Here is an 18,512-nt window from a genome sequence, read left to right as displayed (position 1 = left end):
GTGACATGTGGAGCTGACGAATACTAATAGATCGAGGACTTAACCATATAATATGTAGCAAATGTTATCTAGTTTTGAAGGAATATGCCTTCATAGTTTGGTGATGATGGCAGAGAGGTCACACCCGTTCCCATACCGAACACGGAAGTTAAGCTCTCTAGCGCCGATGGTAGTTGGGACCTTGTCCCTGTGAGAGTAGGACGTCGCCAAGCTATTTATATCATCGCGGGGTGGAGCAGTACGGTAGCTCGTCGGGCTCATAACCCGAAGGTCGCAGGTTCAAATCCTGTCCCCGCAACCAAATGGTCCCGTGGTGTAGTGGTTAACATGCCTGCCTGTCACGCAGGAGATCGCCGGTTCGACCCCGGTCGGGACCGCCATTTTATATAAAGAAAAGAACGAAACAAGTTGTTTCGTATTTTTTTATTTGTTTTAACAAAAAACTAATAAAGACAGTCAAACTATCCTTAGGACAACTCCTAAGGACTTTTTTATATATTCAAAACCTGTATAATAAAGAGCGGAGAACATTGTGAGTAAAGTAGGTGAAGTCTGTGAGAAAATATGAAGTAACAACAAAATCTTCTGCGGAAACACAAAGATTATCAGAAAAACTAGGTGAACTCGTAGAAGCACAAGATGTAATTATTTTAGAAGGAGATCTTGGAGCTGGTAAGACGACTTTTACAAAGGGACTAGCAAAAGGTCTTGGAGTGAAAAGAGTTGTAAATAGTCCTACCTTTAATATTATTAAAGAATATAAAGGAAGATTACCGCTATATCATATGGACGTGTATCGCTTAGCAGAAAGCGAAGAGGACTTAGGCTTTGATGAGTATTTCTACGGTGAAGGAATTACGGTAGTGGAATGGGCTCATTTAATAGAAGCATATTTACCGAATGAAAAGTTACAAATTAGTTTATTCCATGCGGGAGATGACACAAGAAAAATTATACTCGAGCCAATTGGAGATCGCTATATTAGATTATGTGAGGAGCTATTACAAGATGAAAGTACTAGCAATTGATACTTCAAATTACGTAATGGGTGTATCCCTTATTGAGGAAGGAAACGTGATTGGGGAAATCATTACAAATTTGACGAAAAACCATTCTGTACGTCTTATGCCAGCTGTAGAGCAACTGTTAAAAGAATGTGGTGTAAAACCGAAGGAATTAACTAAAATCGTAGTAGCTGCTGGACCTGGATCATATACAGGTGTTCGCATAGGCGTGACAGCGGCAAAAACATTAGCTTGGTCACTTCAAATACCAATTGTAGGTGTATCAAGTTTAGAGGTAGTAGCTGCAAACGGTGCTAACTTTAATGGGTTAATTTGTCCTTTATTTGATGGAAGACGTGGGCAAATTTATACTGGATTATATACATATGAAGGAGAGCAGTTAACTTCAATAGAAGAAGACCGAATTATTCTTATTGTGGACTGGTTGCAAATGTTAAAAGATAAAGGACAGCCTGTTTTATTTATCGGTAATGATGTTAAATTGCATAAAGAAACAATTATAGAACATTTAGGTGATCAAGCTGTATTCGCTCCTTTTACTAAAAATAATCCAAGACCAAGTGAGCTAGCATTCTTAGGATTACAACAAGAAGAACAAGATGTGCATACGTTTGTTCCAAGCTATCTTCGTTTAGCTGAAGCTGAAACAAAGTGGTTAGAAAGTCAAAACAAGTAGGGGCCTTGCAGAAGATGGATATGATATTTAGAAAGATGGAACTTGATGATATTGCTCAAATTGTAGCTATTGAAGAAGTATCTTTTTCAACTCCTTGGACTGCAGATGCCTTTCACCGTGAATTAACGATGAATGAACATGCACATTATATTGTGTTAGAAAAAGATGGTCGTGTAATCGGATATTGTGGATTGTGGATAATTATTGATGAATCACATATAACAAATATAGCTATTTTGCCAGAATACCGAGGTCAAAAATTGGGAGATGCCTTATTGAAAGCAGTTATTTCAGAAGCGAAAGAACTAGGAGTAAAAACAATGACGCTTGAAGTACGTGTATCAAATGAAGTAGCAAAGCAGTTGTACAAAAAATACGGATTTCAAAATGGTGGAATTCGTAAACGATACTATGCAGACAATCAGGAAGATGGTCTTGTAATGTGGGTGAATATATAATGGAAAAAAATACGATTATACTTGGGATTGAAACAAGCTGTGATGAAACAGCGGTAGCGGTTGTTAAAAATGGAACGGAAATTATTGCGAATGTCGTTGCATCACAAATCGAAAGTCATAAACGTTTTGGCGGGGTTGTACCAGAGATTGCATCCCGTCATCATGTAGAAGAAATTACAGTTGTGTTAGAAGAAGCTTTAAAAGAAGCAAATATCACATTTGATGATATTGATGCAATTGCTGTAACAGAAGGGCCTGGTTTAGTAGGAGCACTTCTAATTGGGGTAAATGCAGCGAAGGCAGTAGCTTTTGCACATGATATTCCGCTAGTCGGTGTTCATCATATTGCAGGTCATATTTATGCGAACCGTTTAGTAAAAGAAGTTCAATTCCCGCTATTATCACTTGTTGTATCTGGTGGGCATACAGAACTTGTTTATATGAAAGAACATGGTTCATTTGAAGTAATTGGTGAAACGCGAGATGATGCAGCTGGAGAAGCATATGATAAAGTAGCTCGTACGTTATCTATGCCATATCCAGGTGGTCCGCATATTGATCGTCTTGCACATGAAGGAGAACCAACAATTGATTTGCCTCGTGCATGGCTAGAACCGAATTCATATGATTTTAGCTTTAGTGGATTGAAATCAGCAGTTATCAACACTGTGCATAACGCGAAACAACGTGGTATAGAAATTAAACCAGAAGATTTAGCGGCAAGTTTCCAAGAAAGTGTAATAGATGTACTTGTAACGAAAGCAGCTCGTGCAGCAGAAGCTTATAATGTAAAGCAATTACTTCTTGCTGGTGGAGTAGCTGCTAATAAAGGACTTCGTGCGCGATTAGAAGAAGAATTTGCACAAAAAGAAAACATTGAACTAATTATTCCACCGCTATCTTTATGCTCAGATAATGCAGCAATGATTGCAGCGGCAGGGACAATTGCGTATGAACAAGGCAAGCGTGCAACATTAGCCTTAAATGCGAATCCAGGATTAGATATTGAAGCATAGTTATGCACATAATTAACCACAGCTTGTGGATAAAACCCATATTATCTGTTGATAATGTGGGTTTTGTTGTGTATATAAAGTGTTGATATCTTTTTTGTTAGTTGTGGATAATGTGGAAAAGTTGTTTTGTTAGCTATTTTATAAAGGTGGATATGTGTATAAGTTTGTGGATAAACTAGATGAAGTCTGACCTTTGAATATATTGTTTTTCGGGAAATAAAAAGTAAGAAGATATCCCTGAAAAACATTTTGAAATATCCTTCTATTATAGAGGGTGCTGATATTGTCAATCCTTGTCGGTAAATCGATATTTCGTGTCGAATCGTTTATATATATAGGGTGACAATAGATGTATTTGAAAATTGGTTGATATATTCCGAGTTACCATTGATATATTCAAAAAATTATTTATGTACTTAAAGAAAAAAGATGTCACATAGTCAAAAATCATGACTAATGAGACATCTTCCTTATTTAAATACTCTTATACATGCAGCTCTTCCCACTCTGCCATACAAGTTTCAAGTTGTTCTTGTAGCGTTTGTTTTTTAGTTGTAATTTCACTCGCTTTTTCATAATCTGCATATATTTCTGGTAAGCAAAGTTGATCTTCTAACGTAGCAATTTCTTCTTCTAAGTTTACGATGTTTTGTTCTAGTTCTTCAATTTTTCGAGTGCGTTGACGTTCTAATTGTTTACGCTCTTTTTCTTCGAGATAATTTAATTTTTCTTGAGCTACAGTTTTTTGAACAGGTGCCTGATTTTCTTGCTGTTCAAGTTGTTCAAATGCTGCGCGTTCAACCATTTCATTTTTCTTCTCCACATAGTAATCGTAATCCCCTAAATATTCCTGTGCACCTTCTGTTGATAACTCAACCACAGTCGTTGTTACACGGTTAATGAAGTAGCGATCATGTGAGACAAATAGAAGAGTCCCTGGATAATCAATTAAAGCATTCTCTAAAATCTCTTTACTATTTAAATCAAGGTGGTTCGTAGGCTCATCCAGAATTAATAAATTTGACTTTTGCATCATAAGTTTCGCAAGAGCTAATCGAGCTTTTTGTCCACCACTAAGGGAAGATACTGGTTTCAGTACATCATCTCCTGTAAATAAAAAGTTCCCGAGTATAGTACGGATTTCTTTTTCAGGTTGCAGTGGATATTCATCCCATAGTTCATTTAAAACCCGTTTAGAAGATGTTAAGTTTGCTTGTTCTTGATCATAATAACCAACAGATACATTTGATCCGAAAGAAACATCACCATTTAATAGTGGTAACTTATTCACAATAGATTTTAATAATGTGGATTTCCCAATTCCGTTTGGACCAACTAAAGCAACACTATCTCCGCGAGTTAAGCGCATAGTTACGTTTTCAATTATAGGGTCCTCATCATAGCCAATGGTTGCATCCTTTACTTGTAAAACATCATTTCCACTTTGCTTTTCAATATCGAAGTGGAATGATGCTGACTTAGAATCCCCTAATGGTCTCGTTAATAATTCCATTCTGTCTAGTTGTTTACGGCGACTTTGAGCACGTTTCGTTGTAGAGGCGCGAGCTATATTCTTTTGAACGAAGTCCTCAAGTTTTGCGATTTCATCTTGTTGTTTTTCGTAACGTTTCATTTCTTGCTCATATAATGCTGATTTTAAGTCTAAATATTTACTGTAGTTACCAACAAATCGTCTGCTTTCTTTATTCGAAATTTCATATACTTGTGTAACAAGTTTGTCTAAGAAATAACGGTCATGTGAAACGATTAATATTGCGCCAGGATAACCTTGTAAATATTGCTCAAGCCATGTTAATGTTTCGATGTCTAAATGGTTTGTAGGCTCGTCCAAAATAAGTAAGTCTGGTTTTGTTAATAATAATTTTCCGAGAGCTAATCTTGTTTTTTGCCCACCGCTTAAAGTAGAAATCGTCGTCTGGTGCGTTTCAACTGGGAAGCCAAGGCCGCTTAAAATGGAGCGAATATCCGCTTCATATTGATATCCACCTTGATCTTTATAATTGAGTTGCAATTGGTCATAATCAGCTAACAATCTTTCATATATAGCTTCGTTTGAAAAGTTTTCTTCTTTTCCCATTTCTTGCTCAAGCCTTCGAAGTTTTGTCTCCATTTGCTGTAAGTGGGTAAAGACGGTTAGCATTTCATCCCAAATTGTTAAAGACGTTTCTAGGCCGGTATTTTGAGCTAAATACCCGATTGAGACATCTTTCGGTTTTATAATTTCGCCACCATCATGTGATAATTCACCAGCGATAATTTTTAATAATGTAGATTTTCCAGCTCCATTCCTTCCAACTAATGCGATACGATCTTTTGTTTGTACTTCCAATTTTATGTTTGCAAGAATTGTTTCTGCACCGTATAATTTCGAAAGTCCATTTACTTGTAATAAAATCAATGTTTTCACCTCAAATAATTTCTTAACTTTGCCATGTTTATATTTCTCAATCATACTAAAAATAGTGTATAGTTTAAAATAAGAGAGAATACTTCTTCTCTTTATTATACAAGGAATTTAATGAGTGCTAAACTTCTGTATTTGATTAAAGTATATGAATAAAGATAGGAAGAGAGGAGAGGTCATATGGATCAGCAAAAGATTCCACAAGCCACTGCTAAAAGATTGCCTCTATACTATCGATTTATCCAAAACTTATCTCTTTCTGGTAAGCAGCGTGTTTCATCGGCCGAATTGAGTGAAGCGGTAAAAGTAGATTCCGCAACAATACGAAGAGATTTTTCGTATTTTGGAGCGTTAGGGAAAAAGGGATATGGATATAACGTAAATTATTTATTATCATTTTTCCGCGAAACACTTGATCAAGATGATATAACGCGTGTAGCACTTATTGGAGTAGGTAATTTAGGGACCGCTTTCTTACATTATAATTTCACGAAAAACAATAATACAAAAATTGAAATGGCATTTGATGTTAGTGAAGAGAAAGTTGGAACAGAAATCGGGGGCATTCCTGTATACCATTTAGATGAATTAGAAGAGAGATTATCAAATGATATACAAGTGGCAATATTAACAGTACCGGCTACAGTAGCACAAGCTGTAGCAGATAGATTAGCTGAAACGAGCGTGCATGGTATTTTGAATTTCACACCAGCGCGATTAAACGTATCAGAGAATATTAGAATTCATCATATTGATTTAGCTGTAGAGTTACAAACATTAGTTTACTTTTTGAAAAACTATCCACAATAAAACGCAGAGGAAGCGACCTCTGCGTTTTATTATTGTTTCTTCTTTGTGAATTTAACTAATATAAGGCGAAGTGCCAAATTAAAATCAATTGTTGCCATAACTGCAAATAGTATTGTCCACATATTCCAGATTGTATCTGTCACGTTCGTAATGGCGAAGCGTGTAAAGATACATCCAAGAAGGAAGTATAGTGCAGCCATGAACAATGGTGAGTTTCTCATACAAAAAATCCTCCGATAAAGCCTTGCATTTTTTCAGCTTCTTTAATCATTTCTTGAATTTGCTCATTGCTCATAAAAATTTGCCCAATAGCGACTAATGTATTCATCGCAACATGAGCTGCAATCGGAACGATAATACGTTTCGTCTTCACATATAAGAAGGCGAATACGAGCCCCATAGCAGTGTATACCAATAAGTGAGTAAAATCAAAATGAATTGCTGCGAATACAAGCGAACTAATGATAGCTGCGATAAAGAAGTTAAACTTCTTATAAAGTGTACCAAATAAAATTTTTCTAAATACGATTTCTTCTAAGATAGGTCCAATTATAGATACAACAATAAGGAACCAAGGTATCGTTCTTGCGATGTCCATCAGTCTGTCTGTATTCTCAGATCCACGTGGAACCCCAAATACATACATTTCAATCATACCTGCAATGGATTGTGAGATGATTGCTAAGAAGAACCCGATGAAAATCCATCCAATAGTAGCTGGAACAGAAGAGCGCATTGGATCTAAATGCCTGTCACGAATATCTGTTCTAAGTAACCAAAGCACGATACATAATGCAATAAAGAAGCTAATGATTGCCCAGTGTCCCGTTATAATTTGTCCTTTTTCTTCAATGGTAAATCCTCTATTATCATAGAGTCCTGTTTTTAGGAGAAGTGGTAATCCAACAACGCCAGATAACTGCATTAAAATGTATGTAACGATAATCCACCAGTATTGTTTCTTCAAATGGTTTAACCATCCTTTCTAACTCTAGTGTATGAGATGAGGTAGGATAACATGTAAATATGTTATCTACGATATAAACTTTCATCCGAATTATGATTTTTTTGTAAATACATATTTGAAATTGAAGTAAGAGACAGGAAAAAGTTGTACGTTTAGCGAAAACAACTTAGGGTGTCTTTCATATTGTAACATACGAGTTGGGGAAACAACGATTCATATAGTAAAGGCAGTATTCTATATAGAAAGTTTATATAGTAATTTGCGAAAAAATTATGATTTTTTTACTTGCAAAAGAAATTGAGATTATTTATTATTATAAGTGTGTTAGCACTCGGATGACTTGAGTGCTAATAAATAAAATTTACATAACAAAATGAGGAGGTTATTGTTCATGCTAAAGCCATTAGGTGATCGCGTTGTAATTGAGCTTGTTCAAGCAGAAGAAAAAACAGCAAGTGGTATCGTATTACCAGATACCGCAAAAGAAAAACCACAAGAGGGTAAAGTTGTTGCAGTAGGTACTGGTCGAGTGCTTGAAAATGGTGAGCGTGTTGCTTTAGAGGTAGCAGCAGGTGATCTTATCATCTTCTCAAAATATGCAGGTACTGAAGTGAAATATGAAGGTACAGACTACTTGATTTTACGTGAAAGTGACATTTTAGCAGTTATCGGTTAATTATATAAATCTTAAAAAATCCAAGGGGGTCAATTATTATGGCAAAAGATATTAAATTTAGTGAAGAAGCACGTCGTTCGATGCTTCGCGGTGTCGACACTCTTGCAAACGCAGTAAAAGTAACACTTGGACCAAAAGGTCGTAACGTTGTACTTGAGAAAAAATTCGGTTCACCACTTATTACAAATGATGGTGTAACAATCGCAAAAGAAATCGAATTAGAAGATGCATTCGAAAACATGGGTGCAAAATTAGTAGCAGAAGTTGCTAGCAAAACAAATGATGTAGCTGGTGACGGAACAACAACTGCAACTGTATTAGCGCAAGCTATGATTCGTGAAGGTCTTAAAAACGTAACAGCTGGTGCTAACCCAATGGGTCTTCGTAAAGGTATCGAAAAAGCTGTTACTGCTGCAATTGAAGAATTAAAAACGATTTCTAAACCAATCGAAGGCAAATCTTCTATCGCACAAGTAGCTGCTATTTCTGCAGCTGACGAAGAAGTAGGTCAATTAATCGCTGAAGCAATGGAGCGCGTTGGTAACGACGGCGTTATTACTTTAGAAGAGTCTAAAGGATTCACAACAGAATTAGACGTAGTAGAAGGTATGCAATTTGATCGTGGATATGCATCTCCTTACATGATTACTGATTCTGACAAAATGGAAGCAGTTCTTGATAACCCATATATCTTAATTACTGACAAAAAGATTTCTAACATTCAAGAAATCTTACCAGTATTAGAGCAAGTGGTACAACAAGGTAAACCACTTCTTATCATTGCTGAAGATGTAGAAGGCGAAGCTTTAGCTACATTAGTAGTGAACAAACTTCGTGGTACATTCAATGTAGTAGCTGTTAAAGCTCCTGGATTTGGTGACCGTCGTAAAGCAATGCTAGAAGATATCGCAATCTTAACTGGTGGCGAAGTAATCACTGAAGAATTAGGTCGTGACTTAAAATCTGCTACAGTTGAATCTTTAGGACGCGCTGGTAAAGTTGTTGTTACAAAAGAAAACACAACTGTAGTTGAAGGTATTGGAAATACAGAGCAAATCGCAGCTCGCATCGGTCAAATTCGTGCGCAATTAGAAGAAACAACTTCTGAATTCGATCGTGAAAAATTACAAGAGCGTCTTGCTAAACTAGCAGGTGGCGTAGCGGTAATTAAAGTAGGTGCAGCAACTGAAACTGAGTTGAAAGAGCGCAAACTTCGCATTGAAGATGCACTTAACTCAACTCGTGCAGCAGTAGAAGAAGGTATCGTTGCAGGTGGTGGTACTTCACTTATGAACGTATACACGAAAGTAGCTTCTATCGTAGCTGAAGGCGACGAAGCAACAGGTATCAACATCGTACTTCGCGCACTAGAAGAGCCAGTTCGTCAAATCGCAATCAACGCTGGTCTAGAAGGATCTGTAGTTGTCGAGCGTCTAAAAGGCGAAAAAGTAGGCGTTGGTTTCAACGCAGCTACTGGCGAATGGGTTAACATGCTTGAGTCTGGTATCGTAGATCCAGCTAAAGTAACTCGTTCTGCACTTCAAAACGCAGCATCTGTTGCAGCTATGTTCTTAACAACTGAAGCTGTAGTAGCTGACAAGCCAGAACCAAATGCACCAGCAATGCCTGACATGGGCGGCATGGGCATGGGCGGTATGGGCGGAATGATGTAATAAGCATCACTCTGTGAAGCTGTGCAATGTATAAATAGTTAATTAGAAGAAGGCTACTTCCTTGATGAGAGGAGGTAGTCTTTTTTATGTTTTTTAAAATTGCATAAAAGGAATTTCTTGAAGACCGTAAGTTCGGGAATATAACGAGGGTAAATATCAAAATTATGAGGTTCTATTAGGTAGTTTTATCAATTACTGTCACGATAATGACATTTTGAATGTTGAAGAAATTAAAACTCTTTATGTGAAAAGCTATGTACGTTATTCCAAGATAAAGGTAATACAGCTAAAACAATAAATACGAAGTTACAGTGTATTTGGGCATTTACGTGGAATAAATCATCCTGAAAAAGTGAGAGGGATACTTGATTTTGCAAAGAGAAAGTTAATAAGAGAAGATATATTTTGATAGGATTCGCGTGTTTATTTAGACAGCGGCGTTTCAACTTCTTAAAAAGGGGGGGGATAATTTTTTGGTAGTAAATTCCGAATATTTAGTACGGTGAAATAGCTTCACGTGATATAATTTTTGTGTAAAATATTGTATGGAGAAGGGGTAGCATGACGCAAATAAAGGTTACGCCAGAACGGCTAGAACAGTCAGCAAAGCTTGTTCTTGAAACTAAAAATAGGTTAGAACAAATACATAAAGATTTATATAACCAAACGGAATACGTAGCTTCAATGTGGAATGGTGCAACGAGTCAAAGATTTTATCAGATGTTTAATGAAACAAAACCTCAAATGTTTAATGTGTTTAGGGAATTTGATAAGATTGCAGAAGAACTAATGCATGCTGCTGAAAAGTTTCGTAATGCTGATGAACTTTATGATGGTAATTTAGTTGATGGAAGTTTATCTAATGAAAAGATAGAAGCAGGAGCAATGGGCGACAAACCCCCTGAAAAATCTATGCTGAGAAAAATTTGGGATGGTATATACGTTGGCTCTGGGCAAGTTATTGGGGGAGCTTGTAGAAGGATTTGATTCATTAGATGATACAGTAGCAAAGGAAAATGTTAAGTATGCTATAGGTCACCCTATAGAGACAGTTTCTACTGCTTGGAATACTGTTTCGGATTCATTTATGAATGATTTTTGGCATGGTGATGCGGAAAGTCGTACAAAATGGGGCACAAGTATTTTTATGGGACTTGGATTGGGATGGGTTGGGGATAAAGGAATAAGCAGAGTAGGGAAAGTGACTACATTAGGGATAAAAGCAGAACAGAGTATTTCTCATTTTTCAAATAAATTAAAAATGAGAGACCCCTTTGCATATGTTGGTGATTTTAGAGATGTTCCAAAAACTTCTTTTAATTCTTTAGAAGAAGCACGAAATACATTTATGTTTGCTGACCCTGGTAATTTAAATACACCTAGATTCCAAGAATACCTTAGCCAAGTAGAAGAAATTACAAATAGAAAAATCCCTGAAAAACAGAGGGAATTACTACAAGAACACATAGAAAATAATAGTTATGAACGATTAAGCAAAGAAGAAGTTGCAAAAAGAAGAAGCGAATTTGGTAGATTAAAAGATGATTTAAGAGAAGAGTGGGAACTGGAGACTAATCAAAAATGGCCTACTTATGAAGAAGAAATCCTTTCTAGAAGAGGAATACCGCTAAGGCATGTAGATGACCCGTATGATGCACATCATTTTATTGAAAATGCACACGGTGGAGAACATGAGTGGTGGAATATACACCCAGCTAAATTTCCTACTGAACATCAAGGTGGGATTCATGGCAAGGAAGGTATTTCAAAAGAGATTTTTAAGAAAAAGTAAATAACGGAGGTATTAACGCTATGTTTAACTTTTTGAAAAAATATGTTGTAGCAGACAGAAGTGTACGTTCTAAACAAAAACCTATTTTTTATCCTATATATCAAGAAGAGATAGATGAAGCAGAAAACTTATTACAAATGGAACTCCCAAAAGAACTGCAACGTTTTTATCAAGAAATAGGCTGTGGTTTTTTAAAGTCTGATAAAAGAATGTTTTTCAACAGGTTTATGGACCCGATTTCAGTTGCGGATTTTCGCTTAAGACAGGATATTTACGAATATAATCCAAACCTAGATGATGTAGATGATGATGAATCATTAGTATTTTTTGAAGCAACAGAACTTAACTTTTTAACAATTAAATTTAAAGAAGAAAATGAATTAGGACAGTGTCCCATCTACTCTGAGAACATAAAAATAGCGGATTCTTTAGAAGAATTTTTAATTAAAATGGACGAAAACCCTGATTATTATATTTAATCTTATTAATAATTGCTTTAAGGATTAGGACTTGAAGAATAGCTAATCGTGAATAACAAAAAGCTTATGTATAACTTGCATAGGCTTTTATAGTGTCTATTAACTCTTTTGTTTGTGTGTATTCATGCCAGCGTAAGAGCTAGAACAGGTTGATGAAATTTTTATACGGATAGGTAAAAAATAGGGAGAAACTGATGATACGACTTTAGCTGTAGTAGCTGACAAACTAGAATCAATTACACCGGTAATGCTTGGCATGGGTGGGATGATGTAATTCTTTTCTAAAAAACATCCATTTCTATATAGAAATGGATGTTTTTTAGAAAAGGAAATGAATTTCTGTAGAATTTTGTCGCTTTCTCTCTTGACCATATAGATACTTCATTGTTAGAATCTAGGAAGATAATATAAAACGATCCTTCATATATCCTCAATGATATGGTTTGAGAGTCTCTACCGGGTTACCGTAAACAACCTGACTATGAAGGCAGTGTGTCTTATATTTATAAAGAGCGGAGACTATCTTTCTTTATAAAGCCAGACCCCTGCCTTTTCTTTGTTATGAGACTAGAGGCGGAGGACTGGCTTTTTTTATTATATTAGTAATGCTTTTCGCCAAATTGGTGAAAATATTTATATACGAGAACTAACGTTGGGGTGATTATTTTGAAGAAGCAACACGATACAATTATCGTTTTAGATTTTGGAAGTCAATACAATCAGTTAATAGCACGTCGAATTCGTGAGTTCGGTGTATACAGTGAACTTCATCCACATACAATTACTGCAGAAGAAATTAAAGCAATGAATCCAAAAGGGATTATTTTCTCTGGTGGACCAAATAGCGTATACGGTGAAGGTGCATTACATTGTGATGAAAAAATCTTCGAACTAGGTTTACCGATCTTCGGTATCTGTTACGGTATGCAGCTTATGACACAACACTTCGGTGGTAAAGTAGAGCGTGCCAACCACCGTGAGTACGGAAAAGCTGTTCTTAAAGTAGAGAACGAATCAAAATTATATGCGAACCTTCCAGAAGAGCAAGTTGTATGGATGAGTCATGGCGACTTAGTAACTGGTTTACCTGAAGGATTCGTAGTAGACGCAACAAGTGAGTCTTGCCCAATTGCTGGTATGAGCAATGAAGCGAAAAACTTATACGGTGTACAATTCCATCCAGAAGTACGTCACTCTGAGCACGGTAACGATTTAATTAAAAACTTCGTATTCGGCGTATGTGGTTGTTCTGAAGGATGGAACATGGAGAACTTTATCGAAGTAGAATTAGAAAAGATCCGTGAAACTGTTGGAGACAAAAAAGTACTATGTGCACTTAGTGGCGGCGTAGACTCTTCTGTTGTAGCAGTATTAATTCATAAAGCAATCGGCGATCAGTTAACATGTATTTTCGTTGACCACGGTTTACTTCGTAAAGGTGAAGCAGAAGGCGTTATGAAAACATTTAGCGAAGGCTTCCATATGAACGTTATTAAAGTGGATGCACAAGAACGTTTCATGAACAAGTTAAAAGGTGTAGAAGATCCAGAACAAAAACGTAAAATCATCGGTAACGAATTCATTTACGTATTTGATGATGAAGCATCTAAATTACAAGGTATGGACTTCTTAGCACAAGGTACACTTTACACAGATATCGTTGAAAGTGGTACAGCAACTGCACAAACAATTAAATCTCACCATAACGTTGGTGGACTTCCAGAAGACATGCAGTTCAAATTAATTGAGCCTTTAAATACGTTATTTAAAGATGAAGTACGTGTATTAGGATCTGAACTAGGAATTCCTGATGAAATCGTATGGCGTCAACCATTCCCAGGTCCTGGTCTTGGTATTCGTGTATTAGGTGAAATCACAGAAGAGAAATTAGAAATCGTTCGTGAATCTGATGCGATTTTACGTGAAGAAATTATTAAAGCAGGATTAGACCGCGAAATCTGGCAATACTTCACGGCGCTTCCTGGTATGCGTAGCGTAGGTGTTATGGGTGACGAGCGTACTTATGATTACACAGTAGGTATCCGTGCAGTAACATCTATTGACGGTATGACAGCTGATTGGGCACGTATCCCTTGGGACGTACTAGAGAAAATCTCTGTACGTATCGTAAACGAAGTAAAACACGTTAACCGTATCGTGTATGATGTAACGAGTAAGCCACCAGCAACTATTGAGTGGGAATAGTATTGTAATAAAAAAGATCCATCTATCATTCATGAATAGATGGATCTTTTTGTTTTCGTTGTTAATACGAACGAAAATATAAAAAAATATAAAAATGTTCGCTTTTAAATTGACAAAAATACATTCAAGAGTTAATATGAGTATGTAATTCAAACGAAAAGTGAATATTATGCCGTCGTATAATATCGGGGATATGGCCCGAAAGTTTCTACCTAGCTACCGTAAATGGCTTGACTACGAGGCGTTTAGATAAAGATGAGGGGAAACTTGTCTTTATTCATAGAACGCTTCCATGTATATGCAATGGAAGCCTTTTTTATTTTTAATAGATAAAAGAGGGCTAGGGAGATTACGGCGAGTAATCATATAACGGGGGAAACGTAGGATGAAACGCTATTTTCAGTTTGATGAGCTCGGTACGAATTATAAGACTGAGTTCATAGCGGGGTTAACAACATTTCTATCTATGGCTTACGTACTATTTGTCAATCCTGCTACGCTGTCGCTTGGAAATGTTAAAGGGTTACCAGCAGGTACAGGGATGGATCCAGGTGCAGTATTCGTTGCTACGGCATTAGCGGCAGCAATCGGTTCGTTAATTATGGGTATTTTCGCGAAGTATCCAATTGCTTTAGCGCCAGGTATGGGAATTAACGCGTTCTTTGCTTATACAGCAGTGTTAACGATGGGTATTCCGTGGCAAACGGCCATTGCCGGAACATTAATGTCAGGTATTATCTTTATTATTCTTACTGCTTCAGGTATTCGTGAAAAAATCATTAATGCAATTCCATCGGAGTTAAAGTTTGCAGTAGCAGCAGGTATCGGATTGTTCATTGCATTCCTTGGATTCCAAAATGCTGGAATTATCGTGAAAAATGATGCTGTTCTTGTTGGGTTGGGGGACTTAACAAAGGGCACAACGTTACTAGCAATCTTCGGGGTTGTTACGACAATCATCTTCATGATTAAGAAAGTGAATGGTGCTGTATTTTACGGTATGATTCTTACAGCGATCTTAGGAGTGGCAACAGGATTAATTGATACTCCGAAAGCTGTAGTGGGAGCAATACCGAGTCTAGAACCAACGTTCGGCGTGGCGTTAACGCACTTCGGAGATATTTTTACAGTTCAAATGGGGATTGTTATTATAACGTTCTTCTTTATCGATTTCTTTGATACAGCAGGTACGCTTGTAGCGGTTGCGAATCAAGCTGGATTAATGAAGAACAATAAATTACCACGTGCAGGAAAAGCATTATTTGCAGATGCGATTGCGACTGTAATTGGTGCGATCTTGGGTACATCAACAACAACGTCTTACATTGAATCGTCTGCAGGGGTAGCAGCCGGAGGACGTTCTGGATTTACAGCAGTTGTAACAGCAGGATTCTTCTTACTGGCACTATTCTTCTCGCCATTACTAAGTGTTGTAACGCCAGCTGTAACGGCACCAGCTTTAATTATTGTAGGAATCTTGATGGTTTCTTCTTTAGGGGAAATTGATTGGAAGAAATTCGAGATTGCAGTGCCAGCATTCTTTACAATTATCTCTATGCCACTTACGTATAGTATCGCAACTGGGATTGCGATTGGATTTATCTTCTATCCAATTACAATGGTTGTGAGTGGTCGTCGTAAAGAGGTTCATCCGATTATGTATGTTATGGGAGTTTTATTCGTACTATATTTCATCTACGTTCGTAAATAAAAGGGGTTTTTTAAAAGGTCTAGACTTAAGGGGAGTCTAGACCTTTTTTGCGTCTTCAGAAAAACTTAAGGATTTCCGAGCGTTTTTCTTCAGAAGTTTTCCTATAATAGAAGTTAGGGATTAAAAAAGTAATGGGGGAGATATTGTGGCACACGAAACAATACTTGTCGTAGATGATGAAAAAGAAATTCGGAATTTAATTACAATCTATTTAAAGAATGAAGGATATAAAGTATTACAAGCAGGGGACGGAGAAGAAGGGCTACGTTTACTGGAAGAAAATGAAGTGCATCTAGTCGTATTAGATATTATGATGCCGAAAGTAGATGGTATTCATATGTGTATGAAAGTAAGAGAATCGAAAGAGATGCCTATTATTATGCTTTCTGCGAAAACGCAAGATATGGATAAGATTTTAGGATTAACAACAGGAGCAGATGATTACGTAACGAAGCCCTTTAATCCATTAGAGTTAATTGCACGAATTAAATCTCAGTTACGCCGTTATATGAAAATGAATGGTTTTGCTATTCAAAATGAGGACGAGCTAGAAATTGGAGAGATGAAAATAAATATCTCGACCCATAAAGTTATTGTAGAGGGAGAAGAAGTGAAACTAACCCCGAGGGAATTTTCAATTTTAGAATTGCTAGCTAGAAATCCAGGTATGGTGTTTAGTGCGGAGCAAATTTATGAAAAGGTGTGGAACGAACGATCTTTCCAGTCTGATAATACTGTAATGGTGCATATTCGAAAAGTACGTGAAAAGATTGAGGAGAATCCAAGGAAGCCTAGATATATAAAAACAGTATGGGGAGTGGGGTATAAGATTGAAAAAGATATTTAATCCGTTTACTTATGTTAGGAAAATTCGAGAGTTAATTGGGAAGATAATAAAGAGCGTGAAACGGAGTATAAGGATTCAACTTATTACGGCGTTTACTGCTTGTGCGTTATTAGGTCTCTTTGTATCAACGAAGATAGTAGCACCTATTTTTGAAGATGCTAGCCAGCATGCTGAGATTAATTATAGAGATGGTATGGAGCAAATTAATCGTAAAGCTCAAAGTACAGCGGAAATGATGGTTGCTGAAAATAAATTAGATGCTGTACAAAATATGATAGAACTAGAAAATGAGAATTTAGAGCAAGGGAATGATGCCTTTAAAATATTAGTTACTGACGAAAATGGTAAAGTTTTGTATAAAACGAAGCAAGCGCAAGAAGAACAAATTAATTTGCATAATACAATTCGTAATGCGACTTCATTTGCTATCAATTATTCAAATAATAATGATATTGAAAGATCAAGAAAAGAGTTTATTACATTCTCGCCTATTACAATTGAAGGTAAGAACTTATATATGTTTGTAAGCGGGATTCCTCAAGGGGAGGTAGTGTATTATAAAGTAGAAGGACCATTCCCATTTTTAATTGGTGTCCTTGTATTCATTTTCTCTTTCTTCTATATAACAAAGAGAAAGATGAAGCAGATTGAAGCAATGGCAGAAGGTGTAAAGGAAATAGAAAAAGGAAACTTAGCGTACCGCATTGAGAAGAAAGGTGAAGATGAGATTGCGTCTTTAACTGAGAATATTAATAATATGGCGGAAGAGCTTATGAATAATATAGAAAAAGAGCGTAAATTAGAAAAGCAGAAAAATGAGCTTATTACGAATGTATCTCATGATTTACGTACACCGCTGACTTCTATTATGGGTTACTTGCGATTACTTAGAGATTCTAAATATGAAAATCAAGAACAACATGATGAGTATACGAGAATTGCTTTTGCAAAGTCGGAGCAGCTAAAGAATTTAATAGAAGATTTATTTGAGTATACGAAGTTAACAAATGAACAAGTTGTATTAGAAAAACAAGAAGTTTGTATGAATGAGTTACTCGAGCAATTAATAGAAGAATTAGTACCGCAGGCGGAAGAGCATGGACTTACGTTTGTTAAGAAGTTTCCTGAGGAACGTGCTTATGCATCGATTGATTCGGAAAAGATGGTTCGTGTATTTGATAATTTACTAATGAATGCGATTAAGTATAGTAAAGATGATGGGGAGATAAAAGTTTCTCTTCAAAGGCAGCGCAGGGATATACAAATTGTAATTGCGAATCATAGTGAAGAGTTTACGAGAGAAGAGTTAGCGAATTTGTTTGAACGTTTCTATAAGAAGGATCAATCTCGAAGTAGAGTAACAGAAGGTTCTGGACTCGGGCTTGCGATTGCGAAAAGTATTGTTGAGTTACAAGGTGGTAGTATTCGAGCTGAATATGAGGAGGGTATTATTCGATTTATCGTCTCTTTACCTATTATAGAAAAATAATAAACGATAGCGTGCTACATGATAAAAAGGCTTATTTTAAAAAGAAATAAGTCTTTTTATATTTTTTTAGAAAAACATATTGACGATTAGAGTCTAGAGGTGTAGTATTATACGAGTCGCTGATGAAAACAACGTCGAAAGCGGCAATCGAAATGAAAAACTTAGTTGACATTACAAAATAGAAATGTTAACATAAGGAAGTCGCAAGTGAGCGACCAAGTAGTTCTTTGAAAACTGAACGAAACAAACAACGTGAAACGTCA

Annotated in this window: 15 protein-coding genes, 2 tRNA genes, 1 rRNA gene, 1 pseudogene and 2 riboswitches; of the genes and pseudogenes, 16 read left to right on the top strand and 3 right to left on the bottom strand. The window is 36.5% G+C overall.

Translation table 11 applies throughout. The features are described 5' to 3' along the window. Window positions 1–96: 96 nt before the first annotated feature. The 7 genes from rrf to tsaD all read left to right on the top strand — a co-directional run bounded on the left by rrf (window position 97) and on the right by tsaD (window position 3,175). A 5S ribosomal RNA gene (gene rrf, locus CQ064_RS32055) occupies window positions 97–212 on the top strand. Between the two features lie 12 nt (window positions 213–224). After that, window positions 225–301 (top strand) — tRNA-Met (locus tag CQ064_RS32050). 3 nt (window positions 302–304) lie between these two features. Next, window positions 305–380: transfer RNA gene (locus CQ064_RS32045), tRNA-Asp, on the top strand. A gap of 174 nt (window positions 381–554) precedes the next feature. Then, entirely contained in the window at window positions 555–1,028 is a 474-nt protein-coding gene (gene tsaE / locus CQ064_RS32040) for a tRNA (adenosine(37)-N6)-threonylcarbamoyltransferase complex ATPase subunit type 1 TsaE (RefSeq protein ID WP_001233790.1), read from the top strand. After that, window positions 1,009–1,701, top strand: coding sequence for a tRNA (adenosine(37)-N6)-threonylcarbamoyltransferase complex dimerization subunit type 1 TsaB (gene tsaB, locus CQ064_RS32035; RefSeq protein ID WP_000865771.1), 693 nt, complete (start codon window positions 1,009–1,011; stop codon window positions 1,699–1,701). Before tsaE ends, tsaB begins: the two co-directional genes overlap by 20 nt. Window positions 1,702–1,715: 14 nt before the next feature. After that, window positions 1,716–2,159 (top strand): ribosomal protein S18-alanine N-acetyltransferase, encoded by a 444-nt coding sequence (rimI, locus tag CQ064_RS32030; RefSeq protein ID WP_000367207.1) that lies wholly within the window; start codon window positions 1,716–1,718, stop codon window positions 2,157–2,159. Further along, entirely contained in the window at window positions 2,159–3,175 is a 1,017-nt protein-coding gene (tsaD, locus tag CQ064_RS32025) for a tRNA (adenosine(37)-N6)-threonylcarbamoyltransferase complex transferase subunit TsaD (protein ID WP_000414594.1), read from the top strand. Before rimI ends, tsaD begins: the two co-directional genes overlap by 1 nt. 484 nt (window positions 3,176–3,659) lie before the next feature. On the opposite strand, the gene CQ064_RS32020 is transcribed toward tsaD, so the two are convergent. Next, window positions 3,660–5,594 carry an ABC-F family ATP-binding cassette domain-containing protein gene (locus tag CQ064_RS32020; protein ID WP_000602178.1) on the bottom strand — a complete coding sequence of 645 codons (1,935 nt, stop codon included), beginning with the start codon at window positions 5,592–5,594 and terminating at the stop codon, window positions 3,660–3,662. Between the two features lie 186 nt (window positions 5,595–5,780). Here CQ064_RS32020 and CQ064_RS32015 point away from each other — a divergent pair, with 186 nt between their 5' ends. Continuing rightward, entirely contained in the window at window positions 5,781–6,410 is a 630-nt protein-coding gene (locus CQ064_RS32015; RefSeq protein ID WP_000372699.1) for a redox-sensing transcriptional repressor Rex, read from the top strand. A gap of 29 nt (window positions 6,411–6,439) precedes the next feature. Here the strand turns inward: CQ064_RS32015 and CQ064_RS32010 are convergent, their stop codons facing one another. Together CQ064_RS32010 and CQ064_RS32005 are read right to left on the bottom strand one after the other, a co-directional pair. Then, window positions 6,440–6,631 (bottom strand): YdiK family protein, encoded by a 192-nt coding sequence (locus tag CQ064_RS32010; protein WP_001246201.1) that lies wholly within the window; start codon window positions 6,629–6,631, stop codon window positions 6,440–6,442. Next, window positions 6,628–7,377, bottom strand: a complete 750-nt coding sequence (locus CQ064_RS32005) for a CPBP family intramembrane glutamic endopeptidase (RefSeq protein ID WP_000745323.1) — start codon at window positions 7,375–7,377, stop codon at window positions 6,628–6,630. Before CQ064_RS32005 ends, CQ064_RS32010 begins: the two co-directional genes overlap by 4 nt. Before the next feature lie 391 nt (window positions 7,378–7,768). Here CQ064_RS32005 and groES point away from each other — a divergent pair, with 391 nt between their 5' ends. The 8 genes and pseudogenes from groES to CQ064_RS31960 all read left to right on the top strand — a co-directional run bounded on the left by groES (window position 7,769) and on the right by CQ064_RS31960 (window position 18,249). Further along, window positions 7,769–8,053, top strand: a complete 285-nt coding sequence (gene groES / locus CQ064_RS32000) for a co-chaperone GroES (protein ID WP_000917311.1) — start codon at window positions 7,769–7,771, stop codon at window positions 8,051–8,053. 38 nt (window positions 8,054–8,091) lie between these two features. Next, a complete protein-coding gene (gene groL, locus CQ064_RS31995) occupies window positions 8,092–9,726 on the top strand; it encodes a chaperonin GroEL (RefSeq protein ID WP_001029992.1) in 1,635 nt (544 codons plus the stop codon). A 561-nt stretch (window positions 9,727–10,287) separates the two neighbouring features. After that, window positions 10,288–11,518 (top strand): annotated as a pseudogene (locus tag CQ064_RS31985) (WXG100 family type VII secretion target). Window positions 11,519–11,538: 20 nt separating this feature from the next. Beyond that, window positions 11,539–11,997, top strand: coding sequence for an SMI1/KNR4 family protein (locus tag CQ064_RS31980; RefSeq protein ID WP_000481695.1), 459 nt, complete (start codon window positions 11,539–11,541; stop codon window positions 11,995–11,997). Window positions 11,998–12,397: 400 nt separating this feature from the next. Next, window positions 12,398–12,499: riboswitch (purine riboswitch) on the top strand. 164 nt (window positions 12,500–12,663) lie between these two features. After that, window positions 12,664–14,202 carry a glutamine-hydrolyzing GMP synthase gene (gene guaA, locus CQ064_RS31975; RefSeq protein WP_000743908.1) on the top strand — a complete coding sequence of 513 codons (1,539 nt, stop codon included), beginning with the start codon at window positions 12,664–12,666 and terminating at the stop codon, window positions 14,200–14,202. Window positions 14,203–14,357: 155 nt separating this feature from the next. Next, window positions 14,358–14,459, top strand: a riboswitch (purine riboswitch). Between the two features lie 128 nt (window positions 14,460–14,587). Then, window positions 14,588–15,913: an NCS2 family permease gene (locus CQ064_RS31970; RefSeq protein ID WP_000833096.1), complete on the top strand. Its 1,326-nt coding sequence runs from the start codon at window positions 14,588–14,590 to the stop codon at window positions 15,911–15,913. A gap of 145 nt (window positions 15,914–16,058) precedes the next feature. Beyond that, window positions 16,059–16,760: a response regulator transcription factor gene (locus tag CQ064_RS31965; RefSeq protein ID WP_000929891.1), complete on the top strand. Its 702-nt coding sequence runs from the start codon at window positions 16,059–16,061 to the stop codon at window positions 16,758–16,760. After that, on the top strand, window positions 16,744–18,249 hold the full coding sequence (locus CQ064_RS31960) for a HAMP domain-containing sensor histidine kinase (RefSeq protein ID WP_000719239.1): 1,506 nt from the start codon (window positions 16,744–16,746) through the stop codon (window positions 18,247–18,249). Before CQ064_RS31965 ends, CQ064_RS31960 begins: the two co-directional genes overlap by 17 nt. Window positions 18,250–18,512: the final 263 nt, after the last annotated feature.

It is taken from the genome of Bacillus sp. MYb78 (assembly GCF_002975115.1).
Taxonomy (GTDB): Bacteria; Bacillota; Bacilli; order Bacillales; family Bacillaceae_G; genus Bacillus_A; species Bacillus_A cereus.
This window is presented reverse-complemented; position numbering and strand designations above follow the sequence as displayed.